General features: G+C 60.4%; 15 protein-coding genes. 9 read left to right on the top strand and 6 right to left on the bottom strand.

Annotated features, from left to right (window positions below; translation table 11 throughout):
- The 8 genes from EV686_RS09215 to EV686_RS09180 all read left to right on the top strand — a co-directional run.
- On the top strand, positions 1–526 hold a 526-nt coding region (locus EV686_RS09215; protein WP_207901720.1), incomplete at its 5' end, for a transposase.
- 320 nt (positions 527–846) lie between these two features.
- Positions 847–4,590 (top strand): nitrate reductase subunit alpha, encoded by a 3,744-nt coding sequence (locus EV686_RS09210; RefSeq protein WP_132475976.1) that lies wholly within the window; start codon positions 847–849, stop codon positions 4,588–4,590.
- Entirely contained in the window at positions 4,587–6,158 is a 1,572-nt protein-coding gene (gene narH / locus EV686_RS09205; protein WP_132475973.1) for a nitrate reductase subunit beta, read from the top strand. Before EV686_RS09210 ends, narH begins: the two co-directional genes overlap by 4 nt.
- 12 nt (positions 6,159–6,170) lie before the next feature.
- Positions 6,171–6,812 carry a nitrate reductase molybdenum cofactor assembly chaperone gene (gene narJ / locus EV686_RS09200; protein ID WP_132475970.1) on the top strand — a complete coding sequence of 214 codons (642 nt, stop codon included), beginning with the start codon at positions 6,171–6,173 and terminating at the stop codon, positions 6,810–6,812.
- Positions 6,813–6,829: 17 nt separating this feature from the next.
- Positions 6,830–7,513: a respiratory nitrate reductase subunit gamma gene (gene narI, locus EV686_RS09195; protein ID WP_132475967.1), complete on the top strand. Its 684-nt coding sequence runs from the start codon at positions 6,830–6,832 to the stop codon at positions 7,511–7,513.
- 31 nt (positions 7,514–7,544) lie between these two features.
- On the top strand, positions 7,545–8,291 hold the full coding sequence (locus EV686_RS09190) for a peptidylprolyl isomerase (RefSeq protein WP_132475964.1): 747 nt from the start codon (positions 7,545–7,547) through the stop codon (positions 8,289–8,291).
- Between the two features lie 134 nt (positions 8,292–8,425).
- Positions 8,426–10,363, top strand: coding sequence for a type IV pili methyl-accepting chemotaxis transducer N-terminal domain-containing protein (locus tag EV686_RS09185; RefSeq protein ID WP_132475961.1), 1,938 nt, complete (start codon positions 8,426–8,428; stop codon positions 10,361–10,363).
- A gap of 52 nt (positions 10,364–10,415) precedes the next feature.
- The gene (locus tag EV686_RS09180; RefSeq protein ID WP_132476094.1) at positions 10,416–11,075 is read left to right on the top strand and encodes a response regulator; all 660 of its coding nucleotides are present in this window, start codon (positions 10,416–10,418) and stop codon (positions 11,073–11,075) included.
- A gap of 30 nt (positions 11,076–11,105) precedes the next feature.
- On the opposite strand, the gene iscA is transcribed toward EV686_RS09180, so the two are convergent.
- The 6 genes from iscA to uvrB all read right to left on the bottom strand — a co-directional run bounded on the left by iscA (position 11,106) and on the right by uvrB (position 16,753).
- The gene (gene iscA / locus EV686_RS09175; protein ID WP_132475958.1) at positions 11,106–11,429 is read right to left on the bottom strand and encodes an iron-sulfur cluster assembly protein IscA; all 324 of its coding nucleotides are present in this window, start codon (positions 11,427–11,429) and stop codon (positions 11,106–11,108) included.
- 2 nt (positions 11,430–11,431) lie between these two features.
- Entirely contained in the window at positions 11,432–11,815 is a 384-nt protein-coding gene (locus EV686_RS09170; RefSeq protein WP_132475955.1) for an iron-sulfur cluster assembly scaffold protein, read from the bottom strand.
- A gap of 45 nt (positions 11,816–11,860) precedes the next feature.
- The gene (locus EV686_RS09165; protein WP_132475952.1) at positions 11,861–13,054 is read right to left on the bottom strand and encodes an IscS subfamily cysteine desulfurase; all 1,194 of its coding nucleotides are present in this window, start codon (positions 13,052–13,054) and stop codon (positions 11,861–11,863) included.
- A 177-nt stretch (positions 13,055–13,231) separates the two neighbouring features.
- On the bottom strand, positions 13,232–13,741 hold the full coding sequence (gene iscR / locus EV686_RS09160; RefSeq protein ID WP_132475949.1) for a Fe-S cluster assembly transcriptional regulator IscR: 510 nt from the start codon (positions 13,739–13,741) through the stop codon (positions 13,232–13,234).
- Between the two features lie 155 nt (positions 13,742–13,896).
- Positions 13,897–14,388 (bottom strand): low molecular weight protein-tyrosine-phosphatase, encoded by a 492-nt coding sequence (locus EV686_RS09155; protein WP_132476092.1) that lies wholly within the window; start codon positions 14,386–14,388, stop codon positions 13,897–13,899.
- Positions 14,389–14,725: 337 nt separating this feature from the next.
- Complete coding sequence (uvrB, locus tag EV686_RS09150; RefSeq protein ID WP_132475946.1) at positions 14,726–16,753, bottom strand: excinuclease ABC subunit UvrB; 2,028 nt, start codon at positions 16,751–16,753, stop codon at positions 14,726–14,728.
- A 77-nt stretch (positions 16,754–16,830) separates the two neighbouring features.
- Here uvrB and EV686_RS09145 point away from each other — a divergent pair, with 77 nt between their 5' ends.
- On the top strand, positions 16,831–18,033 hold the full coding sequence (locus tag EV686_RS09145) for an amino acid aminotransferase (RefSeq protein ID WP_132475943.1): 1,203 nt from the start codon (positions 16,831–16,833) through the stop codon (positions 18,031–18,033).
- The last annotated feature ends 92 nt before the right edge of the window (positions 18,034–18,125 follow it).

Raw genomic sequence — 18,125 nt, 5'->3', positions numbered from 1 at the left:
ACAGGTACTCGAGCGTGACTACCGACGCAGCGGGTCCAAGCAGCGCCTGGTCAGCGAATTCATCTATGCGGCCGCCTCCTGGAACCGACCGCGACGCGTACTCACCCGCCTGGAATACGGCGTCCAGGGCGTGAACCCGCGCTTCGTCGTCACCAACATTGCGGGTTCTGAGGCCGATGCGGTACAGCTGTACGACCAGCTGTATTGTGCCCGGGGTGAGGCCGAGAACCGCATCAAGGAAGCACAGCTCGACCTGTTCGGCACCCGCGCCAGTTGCCACCGGTTTGCGGCAAACCAATTCCGGCTGCTGCTGGCCGCGCTGGCCTACACCCTGATGCAGCGCCTGCGCGAATTGGCCCTGCGCGGCACAGAACTGGAACGGGCCAGCGCCGCTACCATCCGTGTGCGACTGCTCAAGATCGGGGCGGCCATCGTGCGCAATACCCGGCGCGTTCGAGTCCTGTTGGCCTCACACCATCCCTTGCGCCACGTGTTCGCCCACGCGGCAAACGCCATGGCCCCGTAGTTCTGAAAAAGTGCTGTCCCCGGCACGCTATAAAGCCATGGGGGTTGGGGCAATTGCGCCTGTGGCATCAAAAAAACACCATCCGCGCCGTCATCTTGTCTTCGCCGCGAACGACTCCAGCCAAATCGGCCGAAAAACGCTCGGATCACTTGGCTGATGAAAAGTCCGGGCTAGGCCATCCGAACTATACGCTCTAGTACCAATGACATGAGCGGCCTCTACCGCAGATGAATAGCCCAAAGCCTCGCCCGCCCCTACAGTAACAACGTACGCAATATCACAAATGCACAGTCAGTCCGCTGACATTCACGGAGATCAGCATGAGCCACTTTCTCGACCGGCTGAAATTCATGTCTCGTGTCGAATCCAGGTTTTCGAACGGACATGGAGAGGTCGTCAATGAAGACAGGAAATGGGAGAACGCCTATCGCGGGCGTTGGCAGCACGACAAGATCGTGCGTTCCACCCATGGCGTGAACTGCACTGGTTCCTGTTCCTGGAAAATCTACGTCAAGAACGGCCTGATCACCTGGGAAACCCAGCAGACCGACTACCCGCGCACTCGTCCGGACCTGCCCAATCATGAGCCGCGCGGCTGCCCGCGAGGTGCCTCATACAGCTGGTACGTATATTCGGCGCAACGGGTAAAGTATCCAATGATCCGGAGCCGTCTGATGGAAATGTGGCGCGAAGCCCGCAAGACGCTCGACCCCATCGCCGCCTGGAAATCCATCAGCGAAGATCCTGAAAAATCCCGCAGCTACAAGTCGGTGCGCGGGCTTGGCGGATTCGTGCGCGCCGATTGGGATACCGCCATGGAGATCATCGCCGCGGCCAACGCCCACACTATCGACGCCTACGGCCCTGATCGCATTGTCGGTTTCTCTCCCATCCCTGCCATGAGCATGGTGAGCTATGCCTCGGGGGCGCGCTATCTCAGCCTGATCGGCGGCGTCTGTCTGAGCTTCTACGACTGGTACTGCGACCTGCCGCCGGCCAGCCCGCAAATATGGGGAGAACAGACCGATGTCGCTGAATCGGCCGACTGGTACAACTCCACCTATCTGCTGGTCTGGGGCTCGAACATACCGCAAACCCGCACGCCCGACGCCCATTTCTATACCGAAGTGCGCTACAAAGGAACCAAGACCGTCGCCATTTCCAGCGATTTCGGCGAAATGGTCAAATTCGGCGACATCTGGCTGGCGCCCAAGCAAGGCACCGATGCGGCTCTGGCCATGGCCATGGGCCACGTCATCCTGAAAGAGTTCCATCTCACCCAAAAATCCGACTACTTCCGCGCCTACGCCCAGCAATACACCGATATGCCGATGCTGGTCCTGCTGAAACAGGACGGCGACAGCTTCCATCCCGATCATTTCCTGCGCGCATCGCACTTGCATGACAATCTTGGCCAGCAGAACAACCCCGAATGGAAGACGCTGCTGATCGATGAATCCACTGGCGAGATCGTCGCTCCCAATGGCTCCATCGGCCTGCGCTGGGGCGAAAAGGATGCCGGCCCGGACAGCAGGCCAGGACGCTGGAATCTGGAAATCAGGGACGCGGGCAGTGGCCGAGACATCATTCCCCAGCTCAGCCTCATGGGCAGCCACGATGAAGTCGCCGACGTCGCCTTTCCGTACTTCGGCGGTGAACATGACGCCGTGCTGGTGCGTCGCGTGCCCGCCCGCCGTCTGCAACTGGCCGACGGCAGCAGCGCACTGGTGGCTACGGTCTACGATCTGCAAATGGCCAACTATGGCGTAGACGCCGGACTGGGCGGCCCCAACGTCGCATTGAGCTACGACGACGATGTGCCATACACCCCTGCATGGCAGGAGAAACACACGACAGTGCCGCGCGGGCACGTCATACAAGTAGCGCGCGAATTCGCCCAGAATGCGCATGATACGCAGGGAAAATCTATGGTTATCGTCGGCGCAGGCCTGAACCATTGGTATCACATGGACATGACTTACCGCGGCATCATCAACATGCTTGTCATGTGCGGCTGCGTCGGGAAAAGCGGAGGCGGCTGGGCTCACTATGTGGGCCAGGAGAAGCTGCGCCCCCAGTTCGGCTGGGCGCCGCTTGCCTTTGCGCTCGACTGGACGCGTCCTCCGCGCCAGATGAACGGCACATCGTTCTTCTATGCGCATACAAGCCAGTGGCGCCACGAAAAACTGAGCGTCGATGAAGTGCTGTCGCCTGCCGCTGATCAATCCCGCTACGACCGCCTCAGCCTGATCGACCTCAACGCAAAATCGGAGCGCATGGGATGGCTGCCGTCAGCGCCACAGCTTCAGACCAATCCTCTGGACGTCGTGGCGCAGGCAGAGGCCAAAGGCATGGACCCCATTGCCTACACGACCGAAGAATTGCGCAGCGGCAGGATGTCCATGAGCTGCGAGGATCCTGAAAACCCCGCCAACTTTCCCCGCAACATGTTCATATGGCGCTCGAATCTGCTTGGATCCAGCGGCAAGGGCCATGAATATATGCTCAAGTATCTGCTGGGCACCCAGAATGCTGTTTTCAGCGATGAGAGCGACGCCATCCGGCCGACGGAAGTCAAGTTCAATCCACAAGCACACGAAGGCAAGCTGGATCTTCTGACCGTGCTCGATTTCCGCATGAGCACTACCTGCCTGTATGGTGACATTGTCCTGCCTACCGCCACGTGGTACGAAAAGGATGATCTCAACACCTCCGACATGCATCCCTTCATCCACCCACTGAGCGAAGCAGTCCAGCCTCTGTGGGAAAGCAAGAGCGATTGGGAAATCTACAAACTGCTGGCCAAGACGTTCAGCGAGATCGCCGGACCCTACCTCGGCACGCGCAAGGACATCGTCCTGACCCCGCTCATGCATGACACTCCGGGAGAACTCGGCCAGCCCTTCGAACCGCGCGACTGGAAGCATGGCGAATGCGAACTGATCCCCGGAAAGACCGCGCCGGCCATGACCGTCGTAGAACGCAACTACAACGACATCTACCGCAAATTCACCTCGGTTGGGCCTTTGCTGGACAAGCTCGGCAATGGCGGCAAGGGCATCAACTGGAACACCGAGCACGAAGTGCATGAACTCGGCGGCATCAACAAGGTGGTGCAGGAGCCCGGCGTCAATCATGGCCGCCCACGCCTGGACACCGCCATCGATGCCGCGGAAATGATCCTGACCTTCGCCCCCGAAACCAACGGTCACGTCTCCGTCAAGGCCTGGGAAGCGCTGGGCAAGATTACCGGACGCGAACATACGCATCTGGCCATAGGCCGCGAACATGACAAGGTCCGCTTTCGCGACATCCAGGCCCAACCGCGCAAAATCATTTCCTCGCCCACCTGGTCTGGCGTGGAAAGCGAGGAAGTCAGCTACAACGCCGGCTATACCAACGTACACGAACTGATTCCGTGGCGCACGCTGACCGGACGCCAGCAGTTTTATCAGGATCACCGCTGGATGCTCGACTTCGGCGAAGGCTTCTGCGTGTACAAACCGGCCATCGATACCAAGACCATCAAGCCGATGCTGCAACGCTATTCCAATGGCGAACCCGAGCTGGTGCTGAACTGGATCACGCCCCATCAGAAATGGGGAATACACAGCACCTATTCCGACAATTTGCGCATGCTGACGCTCAGCCGTGGCGGACCTCATGTCTGGATATCGGAACAGGAAGCCCGGCAGGCAGGCTTGGTCGACAACGACTGGGTGGAAGTCTTCAATGTCAACGGCGTCGTCACCGCCCGGCTGGTCGTCAGCCAGCGCGTTCCCGTAGGCATGTGCCTGATGTACCACGCCCAGGAAAAGATCGTGAACGTGCCTGGCGCGCAGCTCAGCGGCAAACGCGGAGGCATTCACAATTCGGTCACGCGCACAGTGCTAAAGCCCACCCACATGATCGGCGGCTACGCCCAGCTTGCCTACGGATTCAACTACTACGGCACCGTGGGAAGCAACAGGGATGAGTTCGTCGTCCTGCGAAAGATGACCAAAGTCGACTGGATGGAAGGTCCTCTCATGGAAGAAACAACGCAGGCAGGAGCCATGAAATGAAAATACGCGCACAAATCGGCATGGTGCTGAATCTGGACAAATGCATTGGCTGTCACACTTGCTCCGTCACCTGCAAAAATGTCTGGACCAGCCGCGACGGCGTCGAATACGCCTGGTTCAACAATGTCGAGACCAAGCCCGGCATCGGCTATCCCAAGGAGTGGCAGAACCAGTCCAAATGGAAGGGTGGCTGGGTACGCACCTCGAACGGCAAGCTGCAACCGCGCCAGGGAGGGAAGCTGCGCATTCTTGCCAATCTGTTCGCCAACCCCAATCTGCCGCAGATAGACGACTACTACGAACCGTTCACCTACGATTATGAGCATCTGCAAAATGCACCGCTCAGCCAGACGCCGCCCACGGCGCGTCCCATCTCTGTGCTGACCGGCGAGAAAATGGAAAAAATAACATGGGGGCCGAACTGGGAGGATGACCTGGGCGGAGAATTCAGCGCGCGCAGCAAGGACATACTGTTCGAAGGCGTGCAAAAGGAAATGTACGCTACGTTCGAAAGCACGTTCATGATGTACCTCCCCCGGCTTTGCGAGCACTGCCTGAACCCGACCTGTGTCGCGAGCTGCCCTTCCGGGTCCATCTACAAGCGCGAAGACGACGGCATCGTTCTGGTCGACCAGGACAAATGCCGCGGCTGGCGCATGTGCATCTCCGGCTGCCCCTACAAGAAGGTTTATTACAATTGGCAAAGCGGCAAAGCGGAAAAATGCACCTTCTGCTACCCGCGGATCGAAGCCGGACAGCCCACCGTGTGTTCCGAAACCTGTGTCGGCCGCATTCGTTACCTTGGCGTCATGCTGTACGATGCCGACCGCATCCAGGAAGCCGCCGTCACCGCCGACGAACAGGATCTCTACGAAGCGCAGCTCGACCTGTTCCTGGATCCGCACGATCCTGAAATCATTGCCGAAGCCCGCAAGCAAGGCATACCGGAAAGCTGGCTGGCGGCGGCGCGCCAATCGCCCGTCTACAAAATGGCCTGTGAATGGAAAGTGGCTTTCCCGCTGCATCCGGAATACCGCACGCTGCCCATGGTCTGGTATATCCCGCCGCTGTCGCCCATCCAGTCCGCCGCCGAAGCCGGGCGCATGCCGCACACGACATTCGGCATGAATGGCGTCATTCCCGACATCGACAGCCTGCGCATCCCCGTGCGCTACCTTGCCAATCTGCTGACGGCAGGCAAGGAAGAACCTGTCGCTCTGGCGCTCAAGCGCATGATCGCCATGCGCGCATACAAGCGCGCCCAGACCGTACACGGCCAGGCGGATGCGGGAGCACTCGCATCCGTGGGGCTCGATGCCGCCACGATCGAGGACATGTACCAGATCATGGCCATCGCCAATTACGAAGATCGCTTCGTGATTCCGACCAGCCACAAGGAAATGGCCGAAGACAGCTTCAACGAAAAAGGCAGCTGCGGCTTTACATTCGGCAACGGATGCTCGGGCGGAGTCTCCGACGCGGGGCTGTTCGGCCGCCGGCCGCAAGGCAGCGATATTTTCGTCGACATGCCCAAATCCCGCCGCAAGCCCACCGTAGTGGCAAGATAACCAGGAGCCGCCATGCAACGCTATCGAATTCTTTCCTGCCTGCTCGATTACCCAGAACAGGATTTGCGTGATGCCCTGCCCGAGATTGACGAGACGCTGGCCCAATGGCCGGAAATGCGCAGCACCCTGCTGCCCCTCACGCACTTTCTGGCAAGCGGCTCCCTGATCGACATACAGGAAAACTATGTCGCCACCTTCGACCGCAATCCCAGGCATTCATTGCACCTGTTCGAGCACATCCACGGTGAAAGCCGGGATCGCGGACAAGCCATGGTCGACCTGCTGGAAGAGTACCTGCGCCATGGATTCGAACCTTCCGCCAAGGAACTGCCCGACTATGTCCCGCTGTTTCTGGAATTCCTGGGATTGCTGCCCCTAGAGCAAGCCAGCCCCCTGCTGGGAGACGCCATTCACGTACTCGCGGTGATTGGCCGGCGCCTGGCCGAAAGCCAAAGCCCCTACGCCTGCATATTTCAAGTGTTGCGCGCCATGACCGACGTACAGCCGCGCGAGCAGGTGGAGCCGCCTGTGCGCGACATGGACGAAGCCATGGAAGTCTTCGGGGTCGGGCCGGATGGCGTGGAACCGCTGCTGAACAAAGCCCCGATACATGAGCAAGCCGTGAAATTCTACCCGCGCGGTACGGTCGCCTGAAACAAAGGAACATCGGCATGAATACCCTGCATCAATTCCTGTTTGGAATCTACCCCTACATCGCCCTGGCCATATTCCTTCTGGGCAGCCTGCTGCGCTTCGAGCGCGAACAGTACACATGGAAAAGCGACAGCTCGCAGCTGCTATACCGCGGCAACCTGCGTCTTGGCAGCATCCTGTTCCATGTCGGCATCATCGGCCTGTTTTTCGGACACCTGGCAGGACTGCTGACGCCTGTCAGCGTATGGGACGCGCTGGGCGTCTCCCATAGCCTGAAGCAGGCAGTCGCCATGACCGCCGGCGGCATCATGGGAACGCTCTGCCTGATTGGGCTGACCATCCTGATACACCGGCGCTTCACCGACCCACGCATCGCCGCGAAAACCCGCATCGGTGACAAGATATTGCTGATCTGGATTCTGCTCACGCTGCTTCTCGGCCTGTCCACCATAGCGGTATCCGCCGACCACATGGACGGCCACATGATGGTGCAGCTCATGGGCTGGGCACAGCATATCGTCACATTCCGCGGCGAGGCCGCATCATTCCTGGATGAGGCTCCCCTGCTCTTCAAGGCGCACCTGTTCATGGGAATGACATTATTCGTGATATTCCCGTTCACCCGGCTGGTGCACGTCTGGAGTGGATTCGCCTCCATCGCTTATCTGGGACGCGCCTGGCAATTGGTCCGCCACCGCTGAGAACACAAAATTTTCCGCATTGGAGTCCAACATGGCTGTAACGGTAAATGGCGTCGAGTTGACCGATGCCGAAATGGAAGCCGAAATTCCGCATTACGCTGACGCCAAGGCGCCGGTGCAGATGGCAATGACCGCCCTGGTGCTGCGACGCGTCCTGCTCGACGAGGCCCAACGGCTGGGCATCCGCTGCGAGAATGACGAGCAGGCCATCGACAGGTTATTGGAGTCCCAGGTTCAGGCGCCTGTGCCGGACGACGCAGCCTGCCGATGGTATTACGAGAGCAATCCCGCCCAGTTTACGGTAGGTGAACTGATAGAAGCCGATCATATTCTGTTCCAGGTCACACCTGGGATTTATCTGGATGGCCTTCGCAGCCTGGCGCAGGAAACCCTGGACCTGCTGCAAACGGATGCTTCGCAGTTCGCCGCAATGGCAAGAAAGCTGTCCAACTGTCCTTCGGGCGAGGTAGGCGGCAGCCTGGGTCAGCTGGCGCGTGGCGACACTGTTCCCGAATTCGAGCGCATTGTCTTCGCCATGGCTGCGGGAAGCATGCTCCCCCGACTTCTGGAAACGCGCTTCGGATTTCATATCGTACGTGTCAACCGGAAAATCGAAGGACGCCTGCAACCATACGAAGCCGTGGCCGGATCCATTGCCAGCGCATTGGCGGCGACCAGCCGCGATACGGCCTGGCGGCAGTATGTCAAGCAACTGGTGGGCAAGGCCAGCATCAAAGGGGTTTCATTGGAAGGCGCCGACAGCCCGCTGGTGCAATAATGAATCAAATCATCTAGCCTCCAAGCGCTTGCCCGGCAACCGGAACATGAGCCGGCAGGGCGCCGCGAAGCCCGCTGACCGGCTTGCCGCAAACGTTATACTTGCCAAGGTATTCGCACATCGGAAACTTCACGATGGCCCCTCCACTGCCCGCCCCTGAACAACCAGCGCTGCGCAGGCGCCTGTCGACACGCATTATCGCCAGTTCCGTTGTTGCACTGCTGGTGGTGCTTGCCATGATCAGCTGGACGCTCTGGCTATCATGGCAACTGGAAGGCTCGGGAGGCGCCATCAACGATGCCGGTAGCCTGCGTATGCGCGCCAATCTGGTAGCGGTCGAGTTGTCCGCACTGCGGGCCATGCCGGACAAAAATCACAGAGACCGGGTACAAAAGCAGATTCAGGCGCAGGATGATACCTTGGCTCTGCTCAAGCGAGGCAATCCAGCCAGGCCCTTGTTTCTGCCTGACGACAAAACCATACAGGCTCAAATGAGCCTGGTCTTGCGTATATGGCAAGACCAGATGAGGCCAGCTGCGCTCAGCGCCATGGACCGGACGGAAAATCAACGGTACCTGGATCATATTCCGGAATTCATTACACAGGCGAACCAACTGGTTTCGTTGATAGAAAAGGACAACTCCAGCAAAACGTACCTGCTGCGGCTTTCCCAGGGCATTCTTATCGTGATCGCCTGCATCGGCATGCTGGCAATGATCTACTTGCTGTACCTGTGGATAATCTTCCCCGTATTGCGCCTGCAGCACGGGCTCAGCCGTATGGCCGCGCATGAGTTCAACTTGCGGCTTCCTGTCGAAAGCCAGGACGAATTCGGCGTCCTGACGTCTGGATTCAACAGCATGGCTGACGAACTGGAAAGCCTGTACAACGATCTGGAAGCCAGGGTCAACGAGAAGACAGCGCAACTTGCCGCGCAGAACAAAGAACTGGCCATACTCTATGACATGGCAGCCTTTCTGAACCAGCCCAGCGATATAGAAACGATGTGCCAGGGCTTTCTTGACCGGGTCATGGCGCAGTTCAATGCCGAAGGCGGCTCTATCCGCACCCTGGATCCCTCCAGGGAAAACCTGACCATGGTGGTATCGCGCGGGCTGTCCACGGCCCATGACAACGCAGAACACTGCATGAAGGCCGATGGCTGCTTCTGCGGGACCGCCACACGCAGCGGCGAAATCGTCATCGGGGACATCAGGCAGCTCGACATGCCCCATAGCTTCAAATGCGCAGAAGAAGGCTTTCGCAGTCTGGCGGCTTTTCGCATACAGGCGCGCGATGAAGTGCTTGGTTCTTTTTCCCTGCATTTCCAGCAAACCCGCGCCTTGAGCGTAGAAGAGCGTCACTTGCTGGAGACACTGGGCCAGCATCTTGGCATCGCGCTGGAAAACCGGCGGCTAAGCGCCAAGGCGCGACAACTGGCAATGGTTCAGGAACGCGCCCTGCTCGCCGAAGGGCTGCACGACAGCATCGCGCAAAGCCTGAATTTTCTCAACCTTCAATTGCAATTGATGGATCAGGCCATCATCCATAACAATCGGCAGGAAGCCATCGAGATTCTTCCGCTGCTGCAGGCCGGCATCAGAGAAACCTACCAGGACGTAAGGGAGCTGTTGGGCAACTTCCGAAGCAAGCTGACCAAAGGCGATCTGCTGACCGCCGTCGAAGATACTGTTGCCCGCTTCCGGAGGCAAAGCTCCGTGGAAACCGTCCTCATCACCGAAGGGCTGGCCAACTCGCCGCTCGCACCCGAGCAGCAATTGCAGATACTTTTCATACTGCAGGAGGCGCTGTCCAACGTACGCAAACACTCCCAAGCCGACAAAGTCGAAATCCGTCTGGAAAATAGCCGCGATTTCCGTCTCCAGGTATCGGACAACGGTGTCGGCTTCGATCAGGAAGAAGCATCCAGACGCAGCAGCGAGAGCTTTGGCCGACGCATCATGCATGAACGGGCGCAACGCATCAATGCCACACTGGAACTGCGCTCCAGGCCAGGACACGGAACATCGGTTTCCCTGTGCTTGCCTGCGGAGGAACGGCAGGCGGCCTGATCCCTATTCTTCCGTCCCATCACGCCAACCTTATAGAGAACCACTCCACTTCATGACAATCCGTATTCTTCTGATCGACGACCACAGCCTTTTCCGCACTGGGATACGGCTTTTGCTCCAGCGACAGCCGGATTTCGATATCGTCGGAGAAGCTGCCGATGGCCTTGAAGGCATCAAACGCGCCAAAGCCCTGAATCCGGACGTGGTCCTTCTCGATCTGAACATGCCAGGGCTATCCGGCCTGGAAACGCTGCAACTGCTCATCCAGGAAGCGCCCAATTGCGCAATCCTGATACTTACCGTATCGGAAGATGCCGATGAACTGGGACAAGCGCTGCGCGATGGCGCATCGGGCTACCTGCTGAAAAATGTAGAAGCCGACTCGCTGACGGATGCCATCCGGCGCGTCAATGTCGGCGGCACCGCTATCTCCGACGGTATGATGAATAAACTGGTCGAGCAATTCCGTTCACAGCCGCCGCAGGCCGCGCCGGCAGCCAGTGCCGTCCATCTGACAATGCGCGAGCGCGAAATCATGCAATGCCTTGCCCGTGGCGAAAGCAACAAAGTCATCGCCCGCAACCTCAAGGTTGCGGAAAGCACCGTCAAGATTCACGTACAAAACATCCTGAAAAAACTCGGCCTGTCCAGCCGGGTCCAGGTAGCCGTCTATGCCGTAGAGCACGGAATTGTCGGAGAGGATGCCCAATGATGCTCGGGCGAACCGCTATCGTTTTTGTTTCTAAACCGTGAACGATTCCCCGCAGCCGCAACTGGCCTTCTCGTTGGGGTTCTGGAACTTGAAGCCTTCGTTCAAGCCTTCTCGCCCGTAGTCCATGTGCGTGCCGTCGATGAACGGCAAGCTCTTGGGGTCGATGAACAGCCTGACGCCATGCTGCTCGATCTCCTGGTCGCCGGGCATGGGCTCATCCACGTAGTCCAGCTTGTAGGCCATGCCGGAGCAGCCCGTCAGGCGCACACCCAGCCGCAGGCCTATGCCCGAGCCGCGCTTGTGCAGACGTGCGCGGATATGTTCCGCCGCTTGTTCGCTGATTGTGATTGTCATCGCTATTCCTGCTGTTTGTTCCGGTAATCACCGATTGCCGCCTGGATGGCATCCTCTGCCAACATGGCGCAATACATCTTCACTGGCGGAAGCGAGAGCGCTTCGACGAACGCCGCGCTGTTCAGCACCGCCGCCTTGTCGAGATCCGCGCCCTGTAGCCACTCGGTAGCCAGCGACGCGGCGGCGATGGTGCAGCCGCAGCCATACGCCTTGAACCTTGCCTGTCCGATACGGCCGTCATCTTCGACCTTGATCTGCAGGCGGACAACCGCCCCCTGCTCGCGCGAACCGGCCTGCCCGGTGCCAACATCCGGCAATTGCGGGTCAAGCGTCCCGGCGTTGCGGGGATTACGGTAATGCGCCAATACTTCCGCACTATAGTTCATGTTACGACCTGTCTCGCCTTACGTCAACGCAACCGCGGCCCACGCTCATGACGGTATGCCCGCCACCGGGACGCGATCTTCCCAGAACGGGGACAGCTCACGCAAACGGTTGATTTCACGGGGAATCAATTGCAGCGCCGCATCGATGTCGGCATCGGTCGTGAAGCGGCCGATGCTCAGCCGCAGCGAGCTGTAGGCCAACGCATCGCTGCGCCCGATCGCCTTGAGCACGTATGAGGGCTCGAGGCTGGCCGACGTGCAAGCCGAGCCGCTGGATACGGCGATCTCTGGCAGGGACATCATCAGCGCCTCGCCTTCGATATGATCCACGCTGATGTTCAGGTTGGTGGCCACCCGCTGGTCGGCATCGCCGTTCAGGTAGACATCGGGCAGGCCCAGCAGCCCGTCGCGCAGGCGCCTGCCCAGCACGGCCAGCCGCTGCATGTCATCCGCCATTTCTTGCTTTGCCAGGCGGAAGGCTTCGCCCATGCCCACGATCTGGTGCGTGGGCAGCGTGCCGGAACGGAATCCGCGCTCGTGCCCGCCGCCGTGGATCTGCGCCTGCAGCCGCACGCGCGGCTTGCGGCGCACATACAGGGCTCCGATTCCTTTGGGGCCATAAGTTTTATGCGCGCAAAACGACATCAGGCCGATATCCGTCGCCTGCAGGTCGATGGCGACCTTGCCGCTTGCCTGGGCCGCATCGACATGCAGCAGAATGCCTTTGTCATGGCAGATGGCTGCGATGGCGGAGATGTCCTGAATGACGCCGATCTCGTTGTTGACCAGCATGACCGACACCAGGATGGTGTCGTCGCGCAGTGCGGCGCGGAACCGGTCGAGGTCCAGCAGTCCATTGGGCATGACCGGCAGGAAAGTCGCCTCGAAGCCCTGGCGTTCGAGCTCGTGGCAGGGGTCCAGCACGGCCTTGTGTTCTGTAGCTACCGTCACGACATGCCTGCCCTGATGCGCCAGCGCCGCGGCGGCCCCCTTGATGGCCAGGTTGTTCGACTCGGTCGCGCCGGAAGTCCAGATAATATCCTTGGCGTCGGCATTGACCAGCGCGGCCACATGGGCCCGCGCCTGCTCGACGGCCTCTTCGGCGTCCCAGCCGTAGGCATGGGTGCGCGAAGCGGGATTGCCGAAATTCTCGTAGAGCCATGGCACCATGGCGTCGACAACGCGCGGATCCACCGGGGTAGTGGCCGCATAGTCGAGATAGATAGGTCGTTTGGACATGTTCTGCAAAACTCGGGGAAGGCGAAGCCCGCCCCGAAAACCGGGGCGTGCGGCGAAGAATCTCGGCCTGAAGGCCTGAACTTCTCCGCCACTATTCGGGGGAGCCTTCGGCTCCAACTAAGCAGCCGCCCCGCTTGACCTCGCCGTGAACAGCGAGGCTTGCGCTTGGACCCGTGGTCAAGCCAGCGCGGCTTCTGTCAGTTTAGCACTTGGCGCGGCAGGGCTCATGCGCACGGGACGCTCCTTGGTGGACTCCTGCAGCAGGCGCATGCGCTGCTGGTCTACCAGGTCCTGCAGGGAGACGGAATCCAGGTAGTCGACCATCTTCCGGCTGAGCGTCGCCCACAGTTCGTGGGTCATGCACTGGCCGCTGTCGCCGATGCGGCCGACGGAGCAGTTTTCCTTGCCGCCGCAACTGGTGGCGTCCAGCGGCTCATCGACGGCGAAGATGATGTCGGCCACGGTGATCTGGCGAGCCAGCCTGGCCAGCGTATAGCCGCCGCCGGGACCGCGCATGCTGTCAACCAGTTCGTGGCGGCGCAATTTGCCGAACAGCTGCTCGAGATAGGACAGGGAAATGTTCTGGCGCTGGCTGATTGCCGCCAATGTCACCGGCCCGCTATGCTGCCGCAGTGCAAGATCGATCATGGCTGTGACGGCGAAACGCCCTTTGGTCGTTAAACGCATGGGGAATGTCCTTGTGCAAGTGGCATCGGAACGAGGTAAATCCCGATCAATTTACTCAAGTATAGCAATACACGACCATTTTTGTACTGTTTTCACCAAAAAATAAACCCTGCCAGTTGATGACAGGGTTTATTTGTGCGTCGAGTACGGTTGGATCAGGCTGCCTGGTATTGCAATACCCGCTTTCGCACCAGCTCAAGCACGCCCTGACAGGCGTCTTCGATGTAGTCGAGAACCTTGCTGAAGCCGTCGACGCCGCCATAGTACGGATCGGGGATCGTGGCTTCCTCGAACTCGTTCGCGAAACGCATCAGGAGCATCAGCTTATGGTGATAGATTTTGGGGCAGCGCTGCTGCAGCGCGGACAGGTTTTCCCAGTCCATGGCCAGGATGAGGTCGAAATCGCGGAAATCCTCCGCTTTCACCTGGCGGGCGATGCAATGCGACACCTCGTAGCCGCGCTTGCGGGCGGCAGCCTGCGCGCGTGCATCGGGCGCTTCGCCAACGTGATAGTCGTGGGTGCCTGCGGAATCAACGCCAATGGCATCGGAAAGCCCGGCTTCTTCGACGAGCCGACGAAACACTCCCTCCGCGCTCGGCGAGCGGCAGATATTGCCCATGCAAACGAAAAGTACCTTGGTCATCATAGGCGAGAGTTTGAGGGAAAACCCCAAAGAAGGCAAGCGCTTTTCCGGGTCGTATCAATGATTGACAAACCCGAAAACGCAAACACATTAAAGGCTTAGATGAATCCCTGGCATTGCCGCCCAGCCACCGGCGTAATGCCGAAAACATGTGCCTGGTGCACTGCAGCAAAGCCCTGTGCCGTTTTTGCCCCGTGATGACCGAAGGCAGGATCCCATCTTACCCCGATTTCTCCAAACCGCAAAATCGATGCCGAACGTTGGCGACGCGCAAAAATCCCGCAGCAACATCCATGCCAGCCTGTTGTCCTTTCCCAACACTGCCGGACAGACATGGAGACTAGGTCATCAAAACCTGCTCTTTCAGGCGCTGCAAGGCATCCCTGGCCGCGGCGGCCTGCTCGAACTCCAGGTTGCGCGCATGCTCCAGCATGGCTTTTTCCAGGCGCCGGATCTCTCTGGCCAGCGCCTTTTCGTCCCTGAGCAGCTCTGGCGGCAAGGCTTCCGCCGCGCTGGGGGTCGGGCTGGAGCCGACCACGCCATCAATCAGCTCGCGCACGGCCTTGCTCACGCCTCGGGCCACGATGCCGTGCGTTTCGTTGAACGCCAGTTGCTTGTCCCGGCGGCGCTGGGTCTCCCCGATGGCCCGATGCATGGAATCCGTCACACGGTCGGCATACAGGATGGCAAGCCCATTGATGTTCCGGGCGGCCCGGCCTATGGTCTGGATCAGGCTGCGCTCGGAACGCAGGAAGCCCTCCTTGTCGGCATCCAGGATCGCCACCAGCGACACTTCGGGGATATCCAGCCCCTCGCGCAGCAGGTTGATGCCCACCAGCACGTCGAACACGCCCAGCCGCAGGTCGCGGATGATCTCGACGCGCTCCACCGTATCCACGTCGGAGTGCAGATAGCGGACCTTCTGCCCGTTTTCCGCCAGGTAGTCGGTCAGGTCCTCCGCCATGCGCTTGGTCAGCGTCGTCACCAGCACTCGCTCGCCCACCTGCACGCGCTTGTGGATTTCTCCCATCAGGTCGTCGACCTGATTGCCGGCCGGGCGCACCTCGATGCGCGGGTCGACCAGTCCGGTCGGCCTGACCAACTGCTCGACCACCTGGTCGGCATGCTCCTGCTCGTAATTGGACGGGGTCGCCGACACGAAGACCGTCTGGCGCATGCGCTGTTCGAACTCCTCCAGCTTCAAGGGCCGGTTGTCCAGCGCGGACGGCAGGCGAAAGCCGAACTGCACCAGCGTTTCCTTGCGCGAGCGGTCGCCGCGGTACATGCCGCCGAGCTGCCCTATCGTGACATGGCTCTCGTCGATGAACATCAGCGCGTCGGAAGGCAGGTAGTCGATGAGCGTGGGAGGCGGCTCGCCCGCCGCGGCCCCGGACAGGTGGCGCGAATAGTTCTCGATGCCCTTGCAGAAGCCCAGTTCCTGCAGCATCTCCAGATCGAAGCGGGTGCGCTGCTCCAGGCGCTGGGCCTCGACCAGCTTGCCGGCATCCACCAGCTCGGCCAGGCGCTCGCGCAACTCCTGCTTGATGGTCTCGATGGCGCGCAGCACGGTTTCGCGGGGCGTCACGTAGTGGGAACTGGGGAATACGGTGAAGCGCGGCAGCCGCTGGCGCACTTTGCCCGTCAGCGGATCGAACATGTCCAGAGATTCGATCTCGTCGTCGAACAGCGTAATGCGCAGCGCCAGCTCCGCATGCTCAGCCGGAAACACGTCCACGATTTCGCCGCGCGCGCGGAACACACCCCGGGCGAACTCGGTATCGTTGCGTTCATACTGCATGGCAACCAGCCGCGCCAGCAGTTCCTGCCGGCCTATCCTGTCGCCCTGGCGCAACGTCAGCACCATGGCATGGTAGTCGCCCGGATTGCCGATACCGTAGATGCACGACACGGTGCCCACGATGACGGTATCCCGGCGCTCCAGCAGGCTCTTGGTGGCCGACAGCCGCATCTGCTCGATATGCTCGTTGATCGACGAGTCCTTCTCGATGAACAGGTCGCGCGAAGGCACATAGGCCTCGGGCTGGTAATAATCGTAGTAGGACACGAAATATTCGACGGCATTGCGTGGGAAGAACTCGCGCATTTCGGCATACAGCTGCGCCGCCAGCGTCTTGTTCGGCGCCAGCACGATGGCCGGCCTGCCCGTGCGGGCAATGACATTGGCCATGGTGAACGTCTTGCCCGAACCGGTCACGCCGAGCAGCGTCTGGTACATCAGGCCGTCCTGGATGCCCTCGGTCAGCTTGCCGATGGCCTCGGGCTGGTCTCCGGCCGGCGGATAGGGCTGGAACAACTGGAACGGGCTGTCGGGGAACTGCACAAAACCAGGCTCTGGCGCATTCTTCATACTGGACACCTGTAGGGGGAACCCCTTATTATCACATTTTGCCTTTCCACACCTCATCTCCCCCCGCCTCCTCCATCATGAGCTCTCTATTCGATTCCGTCGAACTTGCCCCGCGCGACCCCATTCTTGGCCTGACCGAGCAGTACAACGCCGATACCCGCCCCAATAAAGTGAACCTGGGCGTCGGCGTCTACTATGACGACAACGGCCGCCTGCCCCTGCTGGAGTCCGTACGCAAGGCCGAGCTGGCCCTGGTGGAAGCGGCATCCGCGCGCGGCTACCTGCCCATCGAAGGCATCGCCGGCTACAACAAGGGCGCGCAGACCCTGCTGCTGGGCAAGGGCTCGCCCCTGCTGGAATCGGGCCGCGCGCTGACGGCCCAGGCCCTGGGCGGCACCGGCGCGCTGCGCATCGGCGCCGACTTCCTGAAGCAGTTGCTGCCCGCCGCCAAGGTGCTCATCAGCAACCCCAGTTGGGAAAACCATCGCGCCCTGTTCGAGCGCGCCGGCTTCGTCGTGGACACCTACGCCTACTACGATGCGCAGACCCATGGCCTTGATTTCGACGGCATGCTGGCCTCGCTGAAGGCCGCCGAGCCGCGCACCATCGTCGTGCTGCACGCCTGCTGCCATAACCCCACGGGCGTCGATCCCAGCGCCGAGCAATGGCAGCAGATCGTCCAGGTCGTCAAAGAGCGCCAACTGGTGCCCTTCCTCGACATTGCCTACCAGGGCTTCGGCGACGGCGTGGAAGAAGACGCGTCCGTCGTGCGCCTGTTCGTGCAAAACGACCTCACCGTCCTCATCAGCTCGTCGTTCTCGAAGTCGTTCTCGCTGTACGGCGAACGCGTCGGCGCCCTGACGCTGGTCTGCTCCTCCAAGGAAGAAAGCGCGCGCGTCCTGAGCCAGCTCAAGCGCGTCATCCGCACCAACTATTCCAATCCCCCGACGCACGGTGGCGCCATCGTTTCCAGCGTGCTGAACTCGCCCGAGCTCTACCAGATCTGGACGGACGAGCTCGGCGCCATGCGCCAGCGCATCCGCGCCATGCGCCAGCAACTGGTCGACGTCCTGAAGGCCCGCGGCATCTCGCAGGATTTCAGCTTCGTGCTGAAGCAGCGCGGCATGTTCTCGTATTCGGGCCTGACGCCCGCCCAGGTCGAGCGCCTGCGCGAAGAGTTCGGCATCTACGCCATCGGCACCGGCCGTATTTGCGTAGCCGCGCTGAACAGCAAGAACATCGACTACGTGGCCGACTCCATCGCCAAGGTCATCGCCTAATTCTGGCAAAAGCCGGGCGCGGCCGCTCCAGTTGCCGCGCCCGGCCATGATCACCCCGCATGCCCCGCCTCGATGACGGGGCATATGTTTTG

Source organism: Paracandidimonas soli, from assembly GCF_004342005.1.
Classification (GTDB): Bacteria; Pseudomonadota; Gammaproteobacteria; order Burkholderiales; family Burkholderiaceae_B; genus Paracandidimonas; species Paracandidimonas soli.
The sequence above is the reverse complement of the archived record's forward strand: the minus strand, read 5'-3'. Positions and strand labels throughout refer to the sequence as shown.